The 18,256-nt window shown below is 24.8% G+C and carries 20 protein-coding genes; 3 read left to right on the plus strand and 17 right to left on the minus strand.

Annotated elements, in window-relative coordinates:
- Positions 1-10 precede the first annotated feature (10 nt).
- Positions 11-400, minus strand: a complete 390-nt coding sequence (locus tag AC07E4_RS15615; protein WP_040329288.1) for an ArsR/SmtB family transcription factor — start codon at positions 398-400, stop codon at positions 11-13.
- Between the two features lie 274 nt (positions 401-674).
- Between AC07E4_RS15615 and AC07E4_RS15620 the strand changes: the two genes are divergently transcribed.
- Together AC07E4_RS15620 and AC07E4_RS15625 are read left to right on the plus strand one after the other, a co-directional pair.
- Entirely contained in the window at positions 675-980 is a 306-nt protein-coding gene (locus tag AC07E4_RS15620) for a helix-turn-helix domain-containing protein (RefSeq protein ID WP_478216915.1), read from the plus strand.
- 44 nt (positions 981-1,024) lie between these two features.
- Positions 1,025-1,930, plus strand: a complete 906-nt coding sequence (locus tag AC07E4_RS15625; RefSeq protein WP_478217274.1) for an IS3 family transposase — start codon at positions 1,025-1,027, stop codon at positions 1,928-1,930.
- Between the two features lie 461 nt (positions 1,931-2,391).
- Here the strand turns inward: AC07E4_RS15625 and AC07E4_RS15630 are convergent, their stop codons facing one another.
- The 11 genes from AC07E4_RS15630 to AC07E4_RS15680 all read right to left on the minus strand — a co-directional run bounded on the left by AC07E4_RS15630 (position 2,392) and on the right by AC07E4_RS15680 (position 12,852).
- Positions 2,392-2,643, minus strand: a complete 252-nt coding sequence (locus tag AC07E4_RS15630) for a kinase to dihydroxyacetone kinase (RefSeq protein ID WP_478216916.1) — start codon at positions 2,641-2,643, stop codon at positions 2,392-2,394.
- 91 nt (positions 2,644-2,734) lie between these two features.
- Positions 2,735-2,935 (minus strand): hypothetical protein, encoded by a 201-nt coding sequence (locus AC07E4_RS15635; protein WP_478216917.1) that lies wholly within the window; start codon positions 2,933-2,935, stop codon positions 2,735-2,737.
- Positions 2,935-4,512: an ATP-binding cassette domain-containing protein gene (locus AC07E4_RS15640; RefSeq protein WP_478216918.1), complete on the minus strand. Its 1,578-nt coding sequence runs from the start codon at positions 4,510-4,512 to the stop codon at positions 2,935-2,937. The genes AC07E4_RS15635 and AC07E4_RS15640 overlap by 1 nt, the downstream gene beginning before the upstream one ends.
- Positions 4,490-5,071: an ATP-binding cassette domain-containing protein gene (locus AC07E4_RS15645; protein ID WP_478217275.1), complete on the minus strand. Its 582-nt coding sequence runs from the start codon at positions 5,069-5,071 to the stop codon at positions 4,490-4,492. Before AC07E4_RS15645 ends, AC07E4_RS15640 begins: the two co-directional genes overlap by 23 nt.
- A 26-nt stretch (positions 5,072-5,097) precedes the next feature.
- Complete coding sequence (locus tag AC07E4_RS15650; RefSeq protein WP_478216919.1) at positions 5,098-6,276, minus strand: ATP-binding cassette domain-containing protein; 1,179 nt, start codon at positions 6,274-6,276, stop codon at positions 5,098-5,100.
- A 211-nt stretch (positions 6,277-6,487) separates the two neighbouring features.
- Positions 6,488-7,240 carry a hypothetical protein gene (locus tag AC07E4_RS15655; RefSeq protein WP_478216920.1) on the minus strand — a complete coding sequence of 251 codons (753 nt, stop codon included), beginning with the start codon at positions 7,238-7,240 and terminating at the stop codon, positions 6,488-6,490.
- On the minus strand, positions 7,233-7,715 hold the full coding sequence (locus AC07E4_RS15660) for an RNA polymerase sigma factor (protein ID WP_478216921.1): 483 nt from the start codon (positions 7,713-7,715) through the stop codon (positions 7,233-7,235). The genes AC07E4_RS15655 and AC07E4_RS15660 overlap by 8 nt, the downstream gene beginning before the upstream one ends.
- Positions 7,716-7,912: 197 nt before the next feature.
- Positions 7,913-8,806: a DUF1266 domain-containing protein gene (locus AC07E4_RS15665; protein ID WP_478216922.1), complete on the minus strand. Its 894-nt coding sequence runs from the start codon at positions 8,804-8,806 to the stop codon at positions 7,913-7,915.
- 466 nt (positions 8,807-9,272) lie between these two features.
- Entirely contained in the window at positions 9,273-9,944 is a 672-nt protein-coding gene (locus tag AC07E4_RS15670) for a manganese catalase family protein (protein WP_040329297.1), read from the minus strand.
- A 541-nt stretch (positions 9,945-10,485) separates the two neighbouring features.
- Positions 10,486-12,159, minus strand: a complete 1,674-nt coding sequence (gene hcp / locus AC07E4_RS15675; RefSeq protein WP_478216923.1) for a hydroxylamine reductase — start codon at positions 12,157-12,159, stop codon at positions 10,486-10,488.
- Between the two features lie 234 nt (positions 12,160-12,393).
- Positions 12,394-12,852, minus strand: coding sequence for a hypothetical protein (locus AC07E4_RS15680; protein WP_478216924.1), 459 nt, complete (start codon positions 12,850-12,852; stop codon positions 12,394-12,396).
- 603 nt (positions 12,853-13,455) lie between these two features.
- Between AC07E4_RS15680 and AC07E4_RS15685 the strand changes: the two genes are divergently transcribed.
- Positions 13,456-13,680: a hypothetical protein gene (locus AC07E4_RS15685; RefSeq protein ID WP_478216925.1), complete on the plus strand. Its 225-nt coding sequence runs from the start codon at positions 13,456-13,458 to the stop codon at positions 13,678-13,680.
- 192 nt (positions 13,681-13,872) lie between these two features.
- On the opposite strand, the gene AC07E4_RS15690 is transcribed toward AC07E4_RS15685, so the two are convergent.
- The 5 genes from AC07E4_RS15690 to AC07E4_RS15710 all read right to left on the minus strand — a co-directional run bounded on the left by AC07E4_RS15690 (position 13,873) and on the right by AC07E4_RS15710 (position 18,099).
- Complete coding sequence (locus tag AC07E4_RS15690) at positions 13,873-14,619, minus strand: hypothetical protein (RefSeq protein WP_478216926.1); 747 nt, start codon at positions 14,617-14,619, stop codon at positions 13,873-13,875.
- A 136-nt stretch (positions 14,620-14,755) separates the two neighbouring features.
- The gene (locus AC07E4_RS15695; protein WP_478216927.1) at positions 14,756-15,166 is read right to left on the minus strand and encodes a DUF3139 domain-containing protein; all 411 of its coding nucleotides are present in this window, start codon (positions 15,164-15,166) and stop codon (positions 14,756-14,758) included.
- Complete coding sequence (locus tag AC07E4_RS15700) at positions 15,159-15,299, minus strand: hypothetical protein (protein ID WP_478216928.1); 141 nt, start codon at positions 15,297-15,299, stop codon at positions 15,159-15,161. The genes AC07E4_RS15695 and AC07E4_RS15700 overlap by 8 nt, the downstream gene beginning before the upstream one ends.
- 172 nt (positions 15,300-15,471) lie before the next feature.
- Positions 15,472-16,089, minus strand: a complete 618-nt coding sequence (locus AC07E4_RS15705; RefSeq protein WP_478216929.1) for a hypothetical protein — start codon at positions 16,087-16,089, stop codon at positions 15,472-15,474.
- A gap of 300 nt (positions 16,090-16,389) precedes the next feature.
- The gene (locus tag AC07E4_RS15710) at positions 16,390-18,099 is read right to left on the minus strand and encodes an ankyrin repeat domain-containing protein (RefSeq protein ID WP_478216930.1); all 1,710 of its coding nucleotides are present in this window, start codon (positions 18,097-18,099) and stop codon (positions 16,390-16,392) included.
- Between the last annotated feature and the right edge of the window lie 157 nt (positions 18,100-18,256).

Raw genomic sequence — 18,256 nt, forward strand, 5'->3', positions numbered from 1 at the left:
CCTCCATTAATTATTTATTACATATACAACTGCTTTTAATATCATTTTTATATTCTCTTAATGTTTCACAATTCATTCCACTTTTTTTATATTTTATTAAGTTATCTCTGTCACTATTGCATATCTCCATTTTATTTAATTCATTATCTAAAAGTTCTCTTATAAAAGGGAATTCTTCTAATGTATTTTTATTTAATCTATAGTAAACCCACTGAGCTTTTTTGTCAGCTATAATTAAGTTAAATATATTTAACTTAGTAAGATGTCTTGATGCATTAGATTGTGTAATTCCTAATATATATTCAATCTCACATACACATAGTTCCCCATCTTTCAATAAATTTAATATTCTAATTCTATTTTCATCACCTAAAACTTTTAACATTTGTATTATATCCATTGTATTTATCACCAGCCTTATATGAGTATATGCGTTTATACTCATATAATACATTTATAAGTTTAAGTTGTCAACAACTATAGGAATCCAAGTTAAAACTTTAAGTTATTCATGTTTTATTTGAGAATTTTAATTTTAAGTTTTAATCTATATTTTTAAAAATTGACAATGGACAATTGACGGTGGACAGTGAATGTCTCATAGGCCCCTATAGAAATGTAGACTCATAATTCAAATGGAATTATACTAGGATTAATGAATGGAGGGGTGCATTATGAGTGGAAATTTTATTAGAAAATATACTGAAGAAGAACGAGTGAAAATTGTGGAAGAGGCTTTATCATCTGGAAGCAATTCGCTAGTTGCAGCAAAGTATAATATAAATAGTGGATTAATATCTAATTGGAAATGTAATTATAGAAGATATAAACAAACTTTAAAACCTAAGAATGCTACGCAATTTAAAAATGAAGAAATAATTGTAGACTACAAAAAAGAGTATAAAAAAACCCAAGAAAAGTGTAGAGATCTTGAATTAGAAGTTGCTGTTCTTCGGGATTTATTAAAAAAAAAGAAATAAATGAAGACCTTAATTTATACTCTTATGCATCCGAATGGATTTCTATAGGAGCACCTACTAAGACTATATTAAAGATATTAGGACTAAAAAAATCTACTTATTATAAACAACAGTTATTAATTAAAAGTGGAAATAAACCATTAAATCAATCCGAAGGAAACATTCCAGGATATAGTATAAATGTACATGGTGAAAAAATTTCTGACTTAGAAATTCAAAAACATATAATACAAATAAAAAAAGATGAAGTAGGACAGTTTTATGGTTATAAGAAGGTTAGTGCACTTTTGAAAAATAAATATAGCCTAAAAATTAATAAGAAAAAGGTTTATAGATTAATGAAAGCTATGAATTTATTAGAAGTTAAAAGAAGAGGTATTAAGAGATATTCTAAAATATGCAAAAATCACACAATTACAGATTCAAATCAACTTTGGGAAATGGATATGAAATATGTTTATATAGCTGAAACAAAGGAAGTAGGATATTTAACATCTATTATTGATGTATTTGATAGAAGTATATTAGCATATGATATGTCACTTTCTGCTAATGCAGAGCAAGCTAAGATTGTGCTAATAAAGGCTCTTTATAATAGAGGTATTAAAGGAAAAACATCTGAATTAACAATTCGTACTGATAATGGTTCACAATTCATAGCTAGTAAATTTGAAAAATTGTGTATTCAAGAGAATGTAATACATGAAAGAATACCTGTTCATAGTCCTAATTACAATGCTCATATAGAGTCATACCATAGATATTTACAACAAGAATGCCTTGCCGGCAGGCTGTTTAAAAATTTAAAAGATGCAATTAACACTATTGAAAAATACGTAGATAACTATAATTTTAAAAGAATACATTCTTCGGTTGATTATAGAACCCCAAATGAGTTCTATAATCTAAAAAATAGTAATTTTAAGAATAATCTAGTAATTAGCATTTAGAGTCTACTTTTATGGGGCCAATCCGATGTGAAAATTGGATTTCCAATTTTAAAGAATGATTTTTTATTAAATTTGCTAGCAAATTAGTTGAAAACAATATAAAAACGTAGTTTTTATATATTTCTATTTTAAATATTAGGAATGAAATGAGTAATATTAACCATAACTGTCAATTGTCAATTTTCAATTGTCAACTGGTTCCAAATATAAATATAGCAATAAACTTTAAGATTAGTATTATTATTTGAGAAAGATGTTATTTTGAATTTGAGTTTAAAGTAATCTCTTTATCAAATGATACTACTAAAGTTACATGCTATTTTTATATTGGAACCAAGTAAAAAGTAAGAGTGAATAGTTATTACTCACTTTATTCCTAATATCTAAAAATAGAAGCACATAAAAAATATCGCAAATTCAAAAATCTTGAATAATGCGATATTTATATAACAATCTATTTCTTAACCTTTAAGTCCTTCAGCTTGACGTTCCATATTTTCAATAACAACATCATAAATCTCCCCTAATGAAGCACAATATTCAAGTACTTTCCATGGAGTATTTGTATGAAAATGAATTTTAATAAGTTCATCATCTCCAACAGCAAGTAAACAATCCCCTTCAATATTTTTTTTTATATATTCATTAATTCCATCTTCTGAAAGATTTTCTCCTTCAATTAATAACTGAGTATCAAATTTATATTCAATCATGATATATGCTCCTCCATTTTGTAAATTTTCTTTATCTTTTAAATAATAATAACATATTTTTCATAAAAATTATTCATTTTAAATAACTTAGTTAATTATTGTACCATTGCTTCTGACTATTGTATAAATAAGCATATTCTCCATTCATGTTAATAAGTTCATCATGAGTTCCCACTTCAATGATTTCTCCATCTTTCATAGTTATAATTCTATCAGCAAGTCTTGCTGCACCAATTCTATGAGTTACAAGTATTCTAGTTTTATTTTTTGTAGTCTCAATAAAGTTTTTCATTATATCCATTTCTTGTAATGGATTAGTGATGCAGTGGGTTCATCAAATACAATTAATGAAGCATCTTTATAATTTGCTCTTGCTATAGCTATTCTTTGCCATTGTCCAATTGATAAATCTGTACCACCAAATTCTTTTGAGAGTAATGTATTTATACCATCATGAAGCTTTTCCTTAATATAATTAAGATTAACTTTTTCAAGTTCTTTACATACTTTTAATTCATCTAAATTATCAATATTTCCTAATGCAACATTTTCTTTAACAGTTATTGGATAATGATTAAATTTTTGAAATACTATAGAAATTTTCTTATAAATAGACGTCATATCTATATTTCTAAATGACTTTCCATTATAAAATATATCTCCTTTTGTAGGTTCATAAAGGCCTGTTATAACTTTAGATAATGTGGTTTTCCCAGAGCCATTTTCACCTACTACTGCAATTATTTCTCCAGAATTTATGTCTATTGATATATTTTCTAGAACTTTTTTTTCAGAGTTAGGATAATTAAAATCTACATTTTTCATTGATATATTAATATTTTTTTCGTCTTCACAAATTTGTTCTCCACTGTTATCCTCTTCATAATCTAGTATTTTATTAAGATTATAAAGACTATTATAACTTTCCGAAACACCTGCTATCTGAAAATTAAATAGATTATCCATTTGATTATACATAGTAATAACTGTAGTTAAAATTGCACCTGTTTCTGCTACTGAAATAGATTTTATTAAAGTAAGATAATATATGATTCCTATTATTAATATAAAACCTAAAAAATAAATAAAATTAATAATTAATTTTATAATACTTATTTTTTTGAATGATTTAATACTTAATTTAGTAAGTTCATTTAAAGAATTTTCTAATCTCAGTTTAAAAAACTTAACTGCACCTAAGTGTCTTCTTTCTTTAAAATAATTTTTATGTCCTATATAATCTTCATAAGCACTAACTTTTCTTCTTTGCAATGCAATACTATTTTCTAATTTACTTTTAATTCTATTTCTTAGTACATAACTAAAAAATGTAGGAATAAATGTACAAAAAATTGTTAAACTTAAAAGTGGATGAAGTTTATATAAATATATAGTTATTATCACAAAATAAATAATATGCTTTCCTAAAATAAATTCCAATGAAATAACTGCATTTATACTACCATCCATTCCTGCTTTTGCCTTATCTAAAGTATCGAGAAATTTAGGATTTTCAAAATATAACAGCTTCATACTTTTCATTTTTATATAAAATTCTTCCATTATAATTTTTCTAGATATCATTGCTTGTTTATCTGCAAGAAAATTATTTAAAGCATTAAAAAAATCACTTAATATTACAATGATAAATAATATTATAAATGCTCTTAATGTGTAACTTACTCCTGCATTACTTTTTACTGCATATGTGATTTTTTCAAAAAAGTTTTTTAAAGCCATAGTATTCCCTAGAAGTAATAAAGCTTCAATAAAACTTGCTACAAGAATCATTATAGTAATACCTGGGTTTTTATAACCTATTCTTTTTACTTCTTTAAACATTATTTTAAATGCATTCTGACTTTTCATCACTATACCACCTGCTCTGATTTTCATACATATTTCTATATAAACTTTCTTTTGACATCAATTCTTCATGACTTCCAAATTCAACATTAGTTCCATCTTTAATTACTATAATTTTATCTGCAAGTTTAGCAGCTCCTAGTCTATGAGTTATTATTATTGCAGGATTTTCACTTAATATTTTAATAAAATCCTTATATATAATAGTTTCAGTTACAGGATCTAATGCAGATGTTGGCTCGTCCAATATATAAAAACTTCCTTTTTCACATAAGGAGCGAATCATAGCTAATTTTTGCCACTGTCCTATTGACATATCTGTATTCTTATTTGTAAGTCTTCCTAATTCGGTATCTAAACCTTCATCAAACCTTTTCTTGTCTATATTAAAGTTTACAGAATTAAAATACTCGTATAAAATCTTTTCTGATACTTTATCATTATCACCAAAAAGTATATTATCTCTTATGCTAATTTCATATTTAGCATAATCTTGAAATACTACTGCAAATAACGATGTTACATTTTTTATTTGCTTTAACTCTATACCATTTATAAGAATTTCTCCTTCATAATTATCATAAAGTTTTAATAAAAGTTAGTTATTGTAGATTTTCCTGCTCCATTTTCTCCTACAATAGCATAATTTTCATTATTCTCTAGTTTTAAATTTAAATTTTTAAGAGTATTCTCACTATTTCCTGGATATTTAAAATTTACATTTTTAAATTCAATAGTTTTAATTCTATCAAAATAATTATTAGGAAAAGATTTACAAGTTGTTTCTTCTAGATTATAAAAGTTTAAATAATCATTCATATACAAATTGCTATTAGTAAGTTTATATACAATACCTGAAAGTTGCCAAGCTATGTTATTAGATATTTCCATAAGTTGTGCAACCATAGATGTAAATAACCCTATTGTTATAACTTTATTAATTGTTAAATTCATAAGAAGAAAAATTATAATAAATAATATAGATGTAATAATAAAGCTAGTAATTTTCACTTTCATATAAAATTTAATCTTAAATTTTAAAAACATAGATATCATAGTATTATAAGTATCCTTACATTTTTTTGAAAACCATTCAGTGTAATTAAATATTTTTCTTTCTTCTGCATATTCTTTTGATGTAAGAATCTCTTCATAACTTCCAATTTTTCTCTCAATCTTTTCTATATCTACATACCCGCTATAATCATTTTTCCCTGATTTTATAGATACAATGATAACAGGAATAAAACATATAAATACTATTACAGCAATTGTCTTAGAAAAATTCCCTAATATTAAAACAACTGAAAAAATCTTTATAGTAATTTCCATAAGATCAAAAAAACTTACAAACCCTACATTTATCTTATCTGGAATTCCTTTTGAAGTTCTATAAATCAAATCCCAAACTTCTTTATTTTCTATAAGTTCATATTTAAGCTTTGCCTTTTTTTCAACTATTTTAAGTTTTAATGCCTTTAATAAGTTGATTTTTATTTTATTAGAAATGACTTCATTAAAACTTATGCTTAAGTATTTTATAAAAGTCAATATTGTAATCCATATAAAAGATGATAATAATGACTTATAATTTGATAAACCTTCATATAAATTAAGTACATTATCAATAAACTTTGAGTACGCTACCACATAAAATGCTGGAATAAATGCAATTATCATTCTCATAAAAACATATATTAAACAATATAATCTATTAATTTTAAAATTAATCTTAATAATTTCCCATTGATTTTTAATATACCCCAAAATTATTCCCCCTTAAACATTCCTAATAAATCAATAAAATTATATCATATACATTTATTTATTTGCATTATTTTGTATTTTTATGTTTTATTTTACAATTAGTTAATATTTAACTATTACCTCTTATTTAAATAGTTAAATTTTCTATAAACAAAAAAATACCACAAAATTCTTTATAAATATTGTGGCATTTTTTATCTATGATATATTTCTATTTACTATCAATAACTTGATGAGCCATTTCAACTAATTCATCTTGTGATATTTCGGAGTCAATAGCTGTAAATCCATATCTAATTCCATTTTCTTTCCAACTTAATCCTTGAACCTTGGAAATTCTCACATCGTCAGATCCAAAACTAAAAACATATTTTCCAGATAATTTGTCTTGTTTATCTTCTTCTGTCATCTCATAATCTCCTGGAACAACTTTATTATCATAAGAATTATAATATAACTCTACATTTTTATACGTATCAACAGCTTGTATTTTTTCTGTTTCTTCATCTATTTCTTTATTTTCCATATAAAAACCTATTTTATCATCACCTTTTTCATAATCAAAATCAAGAGATTTGGTTTTCATTATAGAATTTCCTTTTTCATCTTTACCTTCATTATTTACAACATACCCACCTGTAAATACATACCCATTTTCAAACTTTTCAACTAATTTAGGATTAAATCCAAAATCATTATTTATTTTTTCTGCTGTAGGCATTTTAGTATATGTTGGTATATTACTTGAACTTGAATTTATAGATATTACTTTTCCTCCTGCAAATGCAGTTGTTCCTAATATCATAGTAGCTACTAACGCAACCATAATTTTGCTTTTTATCATTTTACCTTTCATTATACCCTGCTCCCTTTCATCTGGTAAGCTATTTAATGTCATACTTACCTTACTTTTAAAATTCTTAGGTGTATTTGGAAAGGCATCATTCCAATTATAATTATTCATAGATTTCCTCCATGTATTCTAATTTTATTTTTAACAATTTTCGCCCTTTTGCTAATCTACTTTTTACAGTTCCTTCAGGTATCTTCAAAATTTTTTTAATTTCCTTTATAGAGTACCCTTCTACATAATAAAGAACAATTGTAATCCTAATGCGTTCTGGTAATTTTTGAATTGCAAAATACAATTCACTATATTCATCTTTATTATTATCAGCAGTAATATCAAAACATTCTTCATAAGATAATGTTTTCAATTCTTTGCGTTTCAAACTATAACATTCATTTATCAATATCCTAATTAGCCATGTTTTAAAATATTCTTCTTCTTTTAATGTTTTCAATTTATTATAAGCCTTTAGGATTGCTTCTTGAACTGCATCTTCACAATCTTTATCATTACTAAGAATTGATTTAGATACATTATACAAAGTAGATTCAGTCTCAAGAACTTTTTCTTTAAACGTTTCTTTATTCAATTGACTTCCTACCTTTCCTTGCAAATTGTAGCGCTACTTTTTTGCTTTACACTAATTAGACGCATATATTTAATAAAAGGTTCATTTTAAATTATAAGAAATACCATATTATTTTTAAATAATATGGTATTTCTTATAATTTATTATTTTTCATTATTTTATTATACATTATAGCCGAAACTACTTAAGTATTAATCTTATATATCATTTAAATCTTTATCAAAGTAGTTGTTTTTAATTAAAATTTTTATACCTTTTATTCTATCATTTATTGTTACAGGTCCAAAAATTATTTTTTCTTCATAGAAATAAGCTACTCCAATTAAATAATCTATAATCAAATCTTCCATTGACTTAAATTCTTTTTTAATAAGATTATATATATTAGCTTTAAATTCTTCAAACTCTTCTATAGTTATTAAATCACAAGTTAATGCTTCTCTTAATAATAAGACTGCCCTTTGAAGATTAAAAGCTGTTTGATGCTTTGAACTTCTTTTGTTTTTAAGATTTTCAAACTTTAAATTTTCTTTTTCTAACATTTTTACAAACCACTTATTGTTATTTATATCAAATTCCACATCTGAAAAATTATTTTCATCTATTAATTGATTTAATGTTTCATAAAGTTCATTTTTAGTTTGAATATTCCAACTAGCACCAAGTGATGCAAGAACCATTTCCTTCTCTTCTTTACTTTCATAATCTCTTACTTCTAAACAGTTAATAAATCCTTTTTTACCTTTTTCATTTTTGTTGTGTTTATCCACAGTTGCTTCACTAATTGAAAATAATGCTCCCACTTTAACTATAAATTGAGAAATTTCATCTGTACATTTAAAGTGAATATTTTTATTGATAGCTTTTTCAAATGAAATTGTACTTGATTTCCAAATAAATGGCACAGCAAAAAAGGCCACCCATTTTATAACATTTACAACAACACTAACTAAAAAAGGTAATATTAAAAGATTAATAATTTTAGCATCTACAAAGTTTATCATAAAACCTTTTAAATACACTAAAACACCTACAATTATAATAGACAATATCGTTGTACGTATATGTTTTTTCAATGTTTTTCCATACATATTTAAGTCCCCCTCATATCAATTTATACATTAAATAATGATTATATAATATAATCCAATTAATATATTTTTTACTATTTTTTATATATTATTCTACTTAAAACATATAATTACAACATTATTTTCGTATTATTTTTTAAAAACTTTACTATATTTTTAAAAAAATTTTACATTTGTTAATTTTTTTTAAAATTATTTGTATAAAATACCATTTTAATTAAACCTAAATCAATTTTTCTAAATATTTTTTTATTTATAATAACAAAAGTATAAATTGATATATTTTAAAGCACTCCGTATTTTTACAATATACTTATTAAGTATCAGTTCAATTTTTTTATAATCTTATATATTAATGTAAACACATTTTTATAAAATTACTTCATAAACATCATATAAAAAATAAGCTGTTTATATATCATTAATTAGATTATATAAACAGCTTTTAAATATTTCGTATATATTTTTATCTTCGTGGATTCTCAAATGAAGGCGGAGTAGGGTTAGGTGCTTCATGAGAAGGTCCTGGATTAGATAAATTAAAGTATAATTTAGAATCCTCAGTAACTCCAAAATCTTTATTTGATCCAGTATTTTGTACTTTATTTAATGCCTCTCTAAATAATGCATTATGAGCCTCTTCCCTATTAAGTAAGAAATCTATAGTTGCTTTAACTTCTTTATCATCAATTTGACGATACAAATATTCATATACAACTTTTGCTCTTTGCTCTGATGCTATGTTAGATAATAAATCTGCAACTAAATCACCTGTCACAGTGACATAATCAGCAGTCCATGGTGCACCTGATGAATTAATTAATACTGGTGATAAACCACATTGAACATGTGTTTGCACCTCTCCACTATTAACTTCATTAATATTTACATCATGACCATTTAATAAATTTATCGTTTGCGCTACCATTTCCATGTGACTAAGCTCTTCTGCTGCTATATCTAAAAATAAATCTTTTATTTCTGGATCTTTTATTCTAAAGCTTTGAGCCATATATTGCATTGCTGCTTTAAGCTCACCATTTCCACCACCTAACTGCTCTTGCATTAAAACTGCATATTGAGGATTAGGCTTTTCAACTTTAACATCGTGTAGTAATTGTTTTTTGTGTTCAAACATTAACAGCACCTCCAAATAATATATTTCAAATATATTGTTTGTTACTGCTTATTTTATATGCACATATAAATATTAAATTTAGAATGAAGATTTTCTTTTAAAAATAATTTCTTTATCAAAAAAGCTTTTTGATCATTATACTAATATAAATTTAATTGCATTTTCTCAATCTAAAATCTTAATTACAATTATAAAAAAAAGACAATAAAAAGGGTGATACATCTTTTTATTGTCCAAGTTAATATTTAAGGGTCTTTGGATCATGTGACGCAAAAAATTGTTATTACTTGTGTAAATTATACATGTTAATTTAGTAATATTTCTTAAACTTCCATAATTTAATAATCAATATTACATAAAACATCTTTTTCACCTTGTAATTACATTCTCTAAAATCTATTTATTTATATATTAAATAATTTAAACTATCTAATTTATTTAATATTGCTACTTAAATCAAAACAATTTGTTGTAAATAAATCACCTTATTCTTTTAATACAATTCTACTTAAACATTCATTTTAAAAGTTAACTTATTATATTAAATATTCTGTTTTAAGCAAGACTTTAGATCATCATCAACTGTGCTTATTGCTCTTAAATCAAATGTATCAACTAAATATTGAAGAACATTTGGACTTAAAAATGCTGGAAGCGATGGTCCAAGATATATACTCTTTATTCCTAATGATAATAAAGCAAGTAAATCTGCAACTGCTTTTTGTTCATACCATGATAAAATAATTGATAATGGCAATCCATTAACATCTGTTCCAAATGCATCTCCAAGTGCTGTTGCAATTTTCACCGCAGAATATGCATCATTGCATTGTCCTATATCTAATAACCTCGGAAGTCCTGCAACCTCACCAAATTTTAATTTATTGAATCTATATTTTCCACAAGCTAATGTTAATATTATACAATCTTCTGGAACCTTCTTAGCAAATTCAGTATAATAGTTTCTTCCTGGTCTTGCTCCATCACAACCACCTATTAAGAAAAAGTGCCTTATTTTTCCTTCCTTTACTGCATTAACTATATCTTCTGCATGACTCAAAGTTGCATGATGTCCAAATCCAACTAATATTTCATATGGCTCTTGATCCTCTTCATATCCCCCTAGTTCTAAAGCTTTATTAATTATTTCACTAAAGTCCTTTTTACCATCATTATTCTTTCCTATATGTTTAACTCCATCCCAGCCAACGACACTTGTTGTAAATATTCTATCTTTATAAGAATCCCTTGGTCTCATAAGACAATTAGTTGTCATAAGTATACAGCCTTTAATATCATCAAACTCTTTTTGTTGATCCTGCCAAGCTCCACCAAAGTTTCCAACAAGATGAGAATACTTTTTTAATTCAGGATAACCATGACTAGGTATCATCTCTCCATGTGTATATATATTTATCCCTTTTCCTTCAGTTTGTTGTAATAGCATTTCAAGATCTTTTAAGTCATGTCCTGATACAATTATAAATGGTCCCTTTTTAATATGTACATTTACTTTATGTGGTGAAGGATTTTTATAAACTGTAGTGTTCGCTTCATCTAATTTTTTCATCACAGCAACACTCATATCCCCTGTTCTCATCGTCCACCTTATTAACTCTTCAACTGATAGAGTATCATCTGTAGTTGCTTCTAATGCTCTTATATAAAAATTATCAACTTGATTGTCGTAATATCCTAATTCCCTTGCTTGATGTCCGTAAGCACTTATTCCTTTTAATCCATAAACTATTGTTTGTCTTAATGATCGTATATCTGGATCAAGATTTTGGTCATACATTATTCCTGCCTTTTTTGCATCTCGTAACATTTCTGATTTAGTATCACTTAAATTATATGTAGCATGTTCAGTGTCATTTCCAATTTTACCAACACTTTTCCTTAATTTTTCTTTTATTTTTTGAGATTCCTTTAACATTTCAATATGAACATCTGCATCAAAATTTACATTTGTTAATGTTGTAAACAGTGAATTTTCGATAAAACTCACTATATTTTTATCTACATTTTCACCCTTTTCAACTAATTTATTAGCATAACAGCTAATTCCTTTAATCTGATAAATCAATAAATCTTGTAATGCTGCAACCTCAGGTGTTTTCCCACAAACTCCTAATTTCGTACATCCCTTTCCCCCTGCAGTTTGCTCACATTGATAACAAAACATTGGATATTCCATAGCCATATTATTTTCCATTTATACTCCTCCTAATAATAATTTTTCATCTATACTTTATACTTTCAAAAACACCTGAAAACTATACTCTTATACCAACTACTTTTATATTTTTTAAGATAATTGTAATTTAGTTCTTAAATTTATATAATTTCTTTAAATATAAAATAAGAATTACACAAATTAGTATATGTGTAATCCCTATTTTATAAATTAATATTTAATGTATTATTCTAGATTTTATAATTTTCTCTATTAATATCCTATTCCTTGAACAATCCACTTTGCTTTATTTTTGTTATTAGATCTTATTAATGTTATATATGGACCAACAACTTCATCAATGTCATTACTTATACCATATATGTTATAAAAAAGTATATCTTTGTCTGTATACTTTTTTAAAATATCATTATATCTTTTAATTTCATATATATTTGATTCTAAAGTTTCTTTATCCATTTTAGTTCTTTTAGTAAAAAATACATATGATTTACCTTTTTCATTAAACGTATCTATATCACAAGCCATATTTCTAGCAGTAACTTTTTTATATAATTCATAGTTTTTTGTATTATAACTGTTGAAGTATAATCTTATAGAATATTGTGGCATAAAAGGCATATAAAATGGAAGAACAAAAACTAACACTATAACTATTAAGAACGTTAGAATCAATAATTTAACTTTTTTATTTTTCTTTAATATATTCATATAAACCTTAAAGTTTTAAATTGTCTTATATATAGATATGCCTCTTTATAAACTGATCTATCATAAATTGATAAACATACTCTTTTAAAATTTTCTTTCATTAATATTCCCCTTTTCTCATTATAAAAATAGGTACTACTCATGACATTTCTTATCTACTTTTTCTAAATTGCTTATTTAACATTTATATTCTGTATAAATATTAATAATCCTCTTCTTATGTATTCAATTTATTGCTTATTAAAATTATACTTTAACTAACTCATTGATTTATAAAATCTTCTTAGAATTTGATTTTGTATTTTATATAAGTTTCCAAATTCACCTTCAAAATCATTAATTTCAAAACTTGGACCCACTCAAGAGTAGTACTATCTCGAAATCCTCTTAATTTGGACGTGTATATATAATTAATACATCTAAAAAAATATATTAACTATGAATTAATATCTAATACATTTTTTTAGAATATACTTATTTTAAATGAATTAAAATCCATAGCATTAATGTATACCGTATAATTCTGTTATCAAATATAATGATAATACGAATATACAACTATTTATGTGCATATAATTTTTAAAAATTATTATGAGGTGTTTTATGAATAAAGTAAAATCTAACATATTTTTTATTTTAACAACATTACTGTTTTGGTACATTTTATATAAAATTACAGGTTTCTTTGTTGAAGATGTATTAATGAATATTTTCCCTAAGTATATAACTTTATTAAGTATATTATCAGTACTTTTAATAATGCTTGTATTATTGCCTATATCTATAATGTTGTCACATTATCTTTCAAATAAATTGTTTAAGAAATAAGCAAACTCACTTAGGTTTGCTTATTTTTTTATTTATTATCTTTCTGTTTATTTTTTAACTGATATTCAATCTAAGAATTATCAAGACGAAATTACATACTTATATGAAAAGAATCTATTAAATGATTGTATTGATTCTAATAATAAAAATAAAAGGTAACTCCTAAGAACTATCTTTTAAGCTAATATGAAATTATTTTATTAATTTTACCTTTCCATGAATACATATAGCATCTTCTGGTATTCCTGATATATGTCCTGTTTCATCTAATTTATATTCCTTGCCGTCTATTATAATTTCAGAATTTTCATTATATCCATATTCAAAAAAATTTCTTTCTAAATAAGCACCTCTAAGATTTTTTAATTCCTCTTTAGTATATAACCATCCACTCTCATCAAAATATAAGTTTTCACTACAGCCATTAAAAGATATTTCCTTATTACATTCTGCTCCTAATTTTTCAAGCCTAATTTTCCTATCTAATGGATTAGGATAAAATGTTCTAAGTAGCATAAGCTTTTTATCAATTGGATACTCTCCTGCTAAAAGCTCAATAAATTGCTCTGTTCTTCCTATATCATCTAATTCTTGATTGGAAAAAATTTCTGAATCATCAATTCCAATAACTTGCATAAGCTTAGTAAGTTTATAATCCTTTATTGTAAATTCTGCATCTCCACTAAAAAAGGTTTTGGCTTTATAATTAACACCCTCTTTAATATTCAGTACATTATTTTCAAATTTTAGTTCTGTTAATCCCCCTTTGAAGAATGAAGCAACACTTCTACCTATAAAATTTTTATTTTTAATATTATTCTTAGTTTGAATATGATTATTTGTATTTATATTATTTATCTTTCCTTTAGGTCTTATATTTTTATTATTGTTTGTATCAATTAAACTTCTTAAAAAACTTGGTATGGTTAGATTTGTCATATTAACGCCCCCTATGTAAATTCATTCCACATTATACATATCGTAGTAAATAGTGATTGCTTCAAATAATTTATTACAAAAAATAAAAGGCAACTACTGAGAGTTACCTTGTTTAGCTAATGCGACTTAATGTATATTAATCTTTTAATGGTGGGTATTTTAAATTTTTTTCCTCATATTCGCTTAAAAAATTTCCACCCCAGGTTTTTTCTTTTATCCACTGAGCATTCATTTTAGAAGCCGAAAAACCAATGTTACCCTTATAATAATCAAACTTATAATAGATTTCTGGGTCTTCATCTCTAATTGAAATCATATAATTATACCCGCCATTTTTCCAATCTTTACCAAAATCTTCAACTACAATGTCATTCCTAGATATTCCTTGATTATCTATATAATCAAAAATAGCTTTTTTAGCAATATACCTTCTTGTACAAATCCATATTATAATTGAAATTAAAATTAAAATTGAAATTGTTATGAATGTTATTATTTTCTTTCTTTTATACTTTAATTGATTATACCATTTTATAATACTATGCATATATTACCTCCAAATCAGGTACATACCCTTTATTAAAGCAATAAATTAATCCATATGTCGATACAATACTAGTTGTATCTTTCATTACTAGTATATCACCAGTTCCAAACTTTTCCTCCTTTAAATATACCATAAATTGCGAAACACTTAACTTCGGTTGAATGCTTACAAATGTATACGAATATACATTTATTTATTTGCATATAATTAAAAAATATTATTATTTTGATTAAATATATCATTCAAATTAACCTTTTTACTCTATTATAATTTCTTACCATAATCTCTCAACGTGTTTATAATTTTTAATATTTATCTACTAAAAAGTTATTTAGGATAAAATTAGGTGTTTGCTCTAGAATATAACCCATAATTTGTTTCACATTTCTTGCTTTATAATATTCCGTACTTTTAATTTCTTGAAAAAACTGATTAGCTAAATCATCAAAACTTCTATCTGTAATTGTTTTATTATTTGCTTTAGCTATTTGTGCAAATTGTAATTCTTTATTTCTCATATAATTTGCAAAAGAATTTAATATAAAACTTTTAAATTCTTCATCAGATGGAAAATATCCATTATTAATCTGTTCTCTTATTTCTTCACCAATAACTCTTTTTTCTTCTTCATCCTGTACAAGTTGTGATTCTTCTTCTTGATTCTCTTGCAATCCTTGTTCTCTTGCTTGTTCTACCTCCAATTGCTTCTGTTTTTCAATTTCTTGTTGCTTTTTAACTTCTTCCTCTTTCTTCTTTTCTTGCTTCGCTTTTTCTGCTTGTTCTTTTTGCATTGCTATTTTAGTTTCTTCAATGGCTTTTCGTTCTGCATTTTGTACATATATACTTACACCATAACTTATCACTCCAATTATAATTACAGCAATAACTATAAATATTATTAATATCTTTGTTTTTTTATTCATTTTTAAACTTCCTTTATTAGTAACCCTTAAATTCTCAAATTTACTCTATCAAATGGCTCTTTATATGTTAAAAATATTTATCAATAGTAAAATATAAATTTCCTATTTTAAATTAAACTAAATTTTATTTATACAAAAGAAACTCTACAATACCTTCTATTTTTTATACATTATATATACAATTATAATTTTTACTTTTTAATTTTCAAATCAGTTAGGATGTTTTATCCTAACTGATATACATATTATATTAAAATAATACTCATTAATTAATTCTCCTCATTACACTTTAATTATATTTTAGTTTAGATTAGTTATGAAATATGCCGGTGATTGGTTATATATATACATTTTCAAAGCCTCTAATTGATTATTTTGATATTCATATGTCATTTTTACAGCTTGTAAGCATCCATTTAATGTTTCTTCAACTTTCGGATTTCCATTTTTACGCATTCCATCTAATGTACGTATAAACGGAGGATCATTATAACTATATACTGCTCTTAATATTATTTCTTTAATTTGTTCATCTGAAATAATTGAAGATTGATATTGTTTTTGATCTTGTTCTATTCGTTCTTGTTGTTGTCTTTCTTGCTCAGCCTGTTCTGCTTCTAATTGTTTTTGTTTTTCTATTTCTTTTTGTCTTTTAGCTTCTTCATCTTTTTTCTCTTGCTCTTTTTCCTTCAATCCATTTGAACCATTCTCTACCAATATATCTACTATTTCCTTTTCTTTCAATCTGTCAGCGATTTGAAAAGGTGTTTCTGCATAATTATCTTTTTTATTAACATCCGCTCCTAATTCTATTAATAATTTAACTACTTCAATATTTTTTTCTTTTACTGCAATATTTAATGGTGTTTCTCCAAATAGCTTCTCTCCATCTCCATATATACCATTAATATCAGCTCCAAATTTTATTGAATTCTTTATTTTTCTTACATCACCTTCTATTATAAAATATGATAATGGTTTATTTTTATATTGACTTATATCAACTAATCCTACTATACCAACAATTATTCCTATTGTTATAAAACTACCAAATATCATATGCTTTTTTCTAACTTTTCGTTGTTTCTCTTGATGCTCCTTTTGTTTTTCTTCTAATTCTTGTTCTCTTAATACTCTTTCTTTTTCTTCTTCTTCTTCAATCCTTTTTTCTTCTTTAATTTCTTCTAGAATTTTTTCTCTAGATAATGCTGTAAATACATATTCTTTATCTAATCCACAACGAACACATTTTTTTACATTTTCATGATTAGGTCTTCCACATACACACCCCCATAAGTTATTATATTCCTTAGCATAACAAATTCCATCCTGTGTATGTTTTCTTAATACTCTAATTTCATCCTCTTCTTTTATGTTTTCAACTTCTACTTCTATTTTATTTGCTTCATTCTTATAAATAAATTTTCCTCCATTAAAGGAAACTTCTTTTATTGTAATATCTAATTTTCTTATATCCTTTTTAGGTAACAATACAGGATACATATTCTTAAAACTACTTCCTAATTGTCCATTCAAATCTTGTATACAACATGTAAATTTATCATTCCCATCAACCTTTATTAACTCATTAAATGAATTAAATCCCTGTAACTCTAATATTATAGCTGAAATTACACCTTGATTTAAATTTCTAAATGAAATATTGAAATATACATTCTCATTGTCCTTTGATAGTATTTCATATCTCAAAATTTCAACTGGTGAATTTAAGTCAAAAATACCCTCAAAAGAATTGCTACTTACAATCTTATATTCTGATTTTTTTGCAACACTATTATTATTGCTTATATTGGTATTACTATTATAATTTATATTATTCTCTTCTGGTAATGATATAGCATGAAGCATTGCTATAATCCAAAGGAAAAATCCATATATATACCAAGTTCTAAATTTCTTTCCTTTTCTTTTTGCAACATTAGCTGGTAAAATTGCTAATACTCCATTAATTGGAATTACAATACACAAACAAATTATATCTATTTCCAAGTTGTCTCCCCCTTTATGTAAAAAATTATTTCTCTCATGAAAATTTTAACTCTTTAGGATATTAATGTACACAAATTCGACAAACTTAGAATTAAATATCTATTATTAGACAAACTATATATTCTATAAAAATCATATAGTTTAGCTAATGTGACTT

Source organism: Clostridium amazonense, assembly GCF_056431285.1.

Excerpts from the sequence above, each read along its gene's own strand:
- AC07E4_RS15620 (WP_478216915.1), top strand. The coding sequence starts at position 675 with ATGAGTGGAAATTTTATTAGAAAATATACTGAAGAAGAACGAGTGAAA.
- AC07E4_RS15630 (WP_478216916.1), bottom strand. The coding sequence starts at position 2,643 with ATGATTGAATATAAATTTGATACTCAGTTATTAATTGAAGGAGAAAAT.
- AC07E4_RS15700 (WP_478216928.1), bottom strand. The coding sequence starts at position 15,299 with ATGGTATATTTAAAGGAGGAAAAGTTTGGAACTGGTGATATACTAGTA.
- AC07E4_RS15635 (WP_478216917.1), bottom strand. The coding sequence starts at position 2,935 with ATGAAAAACTTTATTGAGACTACAAAAAATAAAACTAGAATACTTGTA.
- AC07E4_RS15695 (WP_478216927.1), bottom strand. The coding sequence starts at position 15,166 with ATGCATAGTATTATAAAATGGTATAATCAATTAAAGTATAAAAGAAAG.
- AC07E4_RS15685 (WP_478216925.1), top strand. The coding sequence starts at position 13,456 with ATGAATAAAGTAAAATCTAACATATTTTTTATTTTAACAACATTACTG.
- AC07E4_RS15665 (WP_478216922.1), bottom strand. The coding sequence starts at position 8,806 with ATGTATGGAAAAACATTGAAAAAACATATACGTACAACGATATTGTCT.
- AC07E4_RS15690 (WP_478216926.1), bottom strand. The coding sequence starts at position 14,619 with ATGACAAATCTAACCATACCAAGTTTTTTAAGAAGTTTAATTGATACA.
- AC07E4_RS15640 (WP_478216918.1), bottom strand. The coding sequence starts at position 4,512 with ATGAAAAGTCAGAATGCATTTAAAATAATGTTTAAAGAAGTAAAAAGA.
- AC07E4_RS15670 (WP_040329297.1), bottom strand. The coding sequence starts at position 9,944 with ATGTTTGAACACAAAAAACAATTACTACACGATGTTAAAGTTGAAAAG.
- AC07E4_RS15705 (WP_478216929.1), bottom strand. The coding sequence starts at position 16,089 with ATGAATAAAAAAACAAAGATATTAATAATATTTATAGTTATTGCTGTA.
- AC07E4_RS15680 (WP_478216924.1), bottom strand. The coding sequence starts at position 12,852 with ATGAATATATTAAAGAAAAATAAAAAAGTTAAATTATTGATTCTAACG.
- AC07E4_RS15615 (WP_040329288.1), bottom strand. The coding sequence starts at position 400 with ATGGATATAATACAAATGTTAAAAGTTTTAGGTGATGAAAATAGAATT.
- hcp (WP_478216923.1), bottom strand. The coding sequence starts at position 12,159 with ATGGAAAATAATATGGCTATGGAATATCCAATGTTTTGTTATCAATGT.
- AC07E4_RS15655 (WP_478216920.1), bottom strand. The coding sequence starts at position 7,240 with ATGAATAATTATAATTGGAATGATGCCTTTCCAAATACACCTAAGAAT.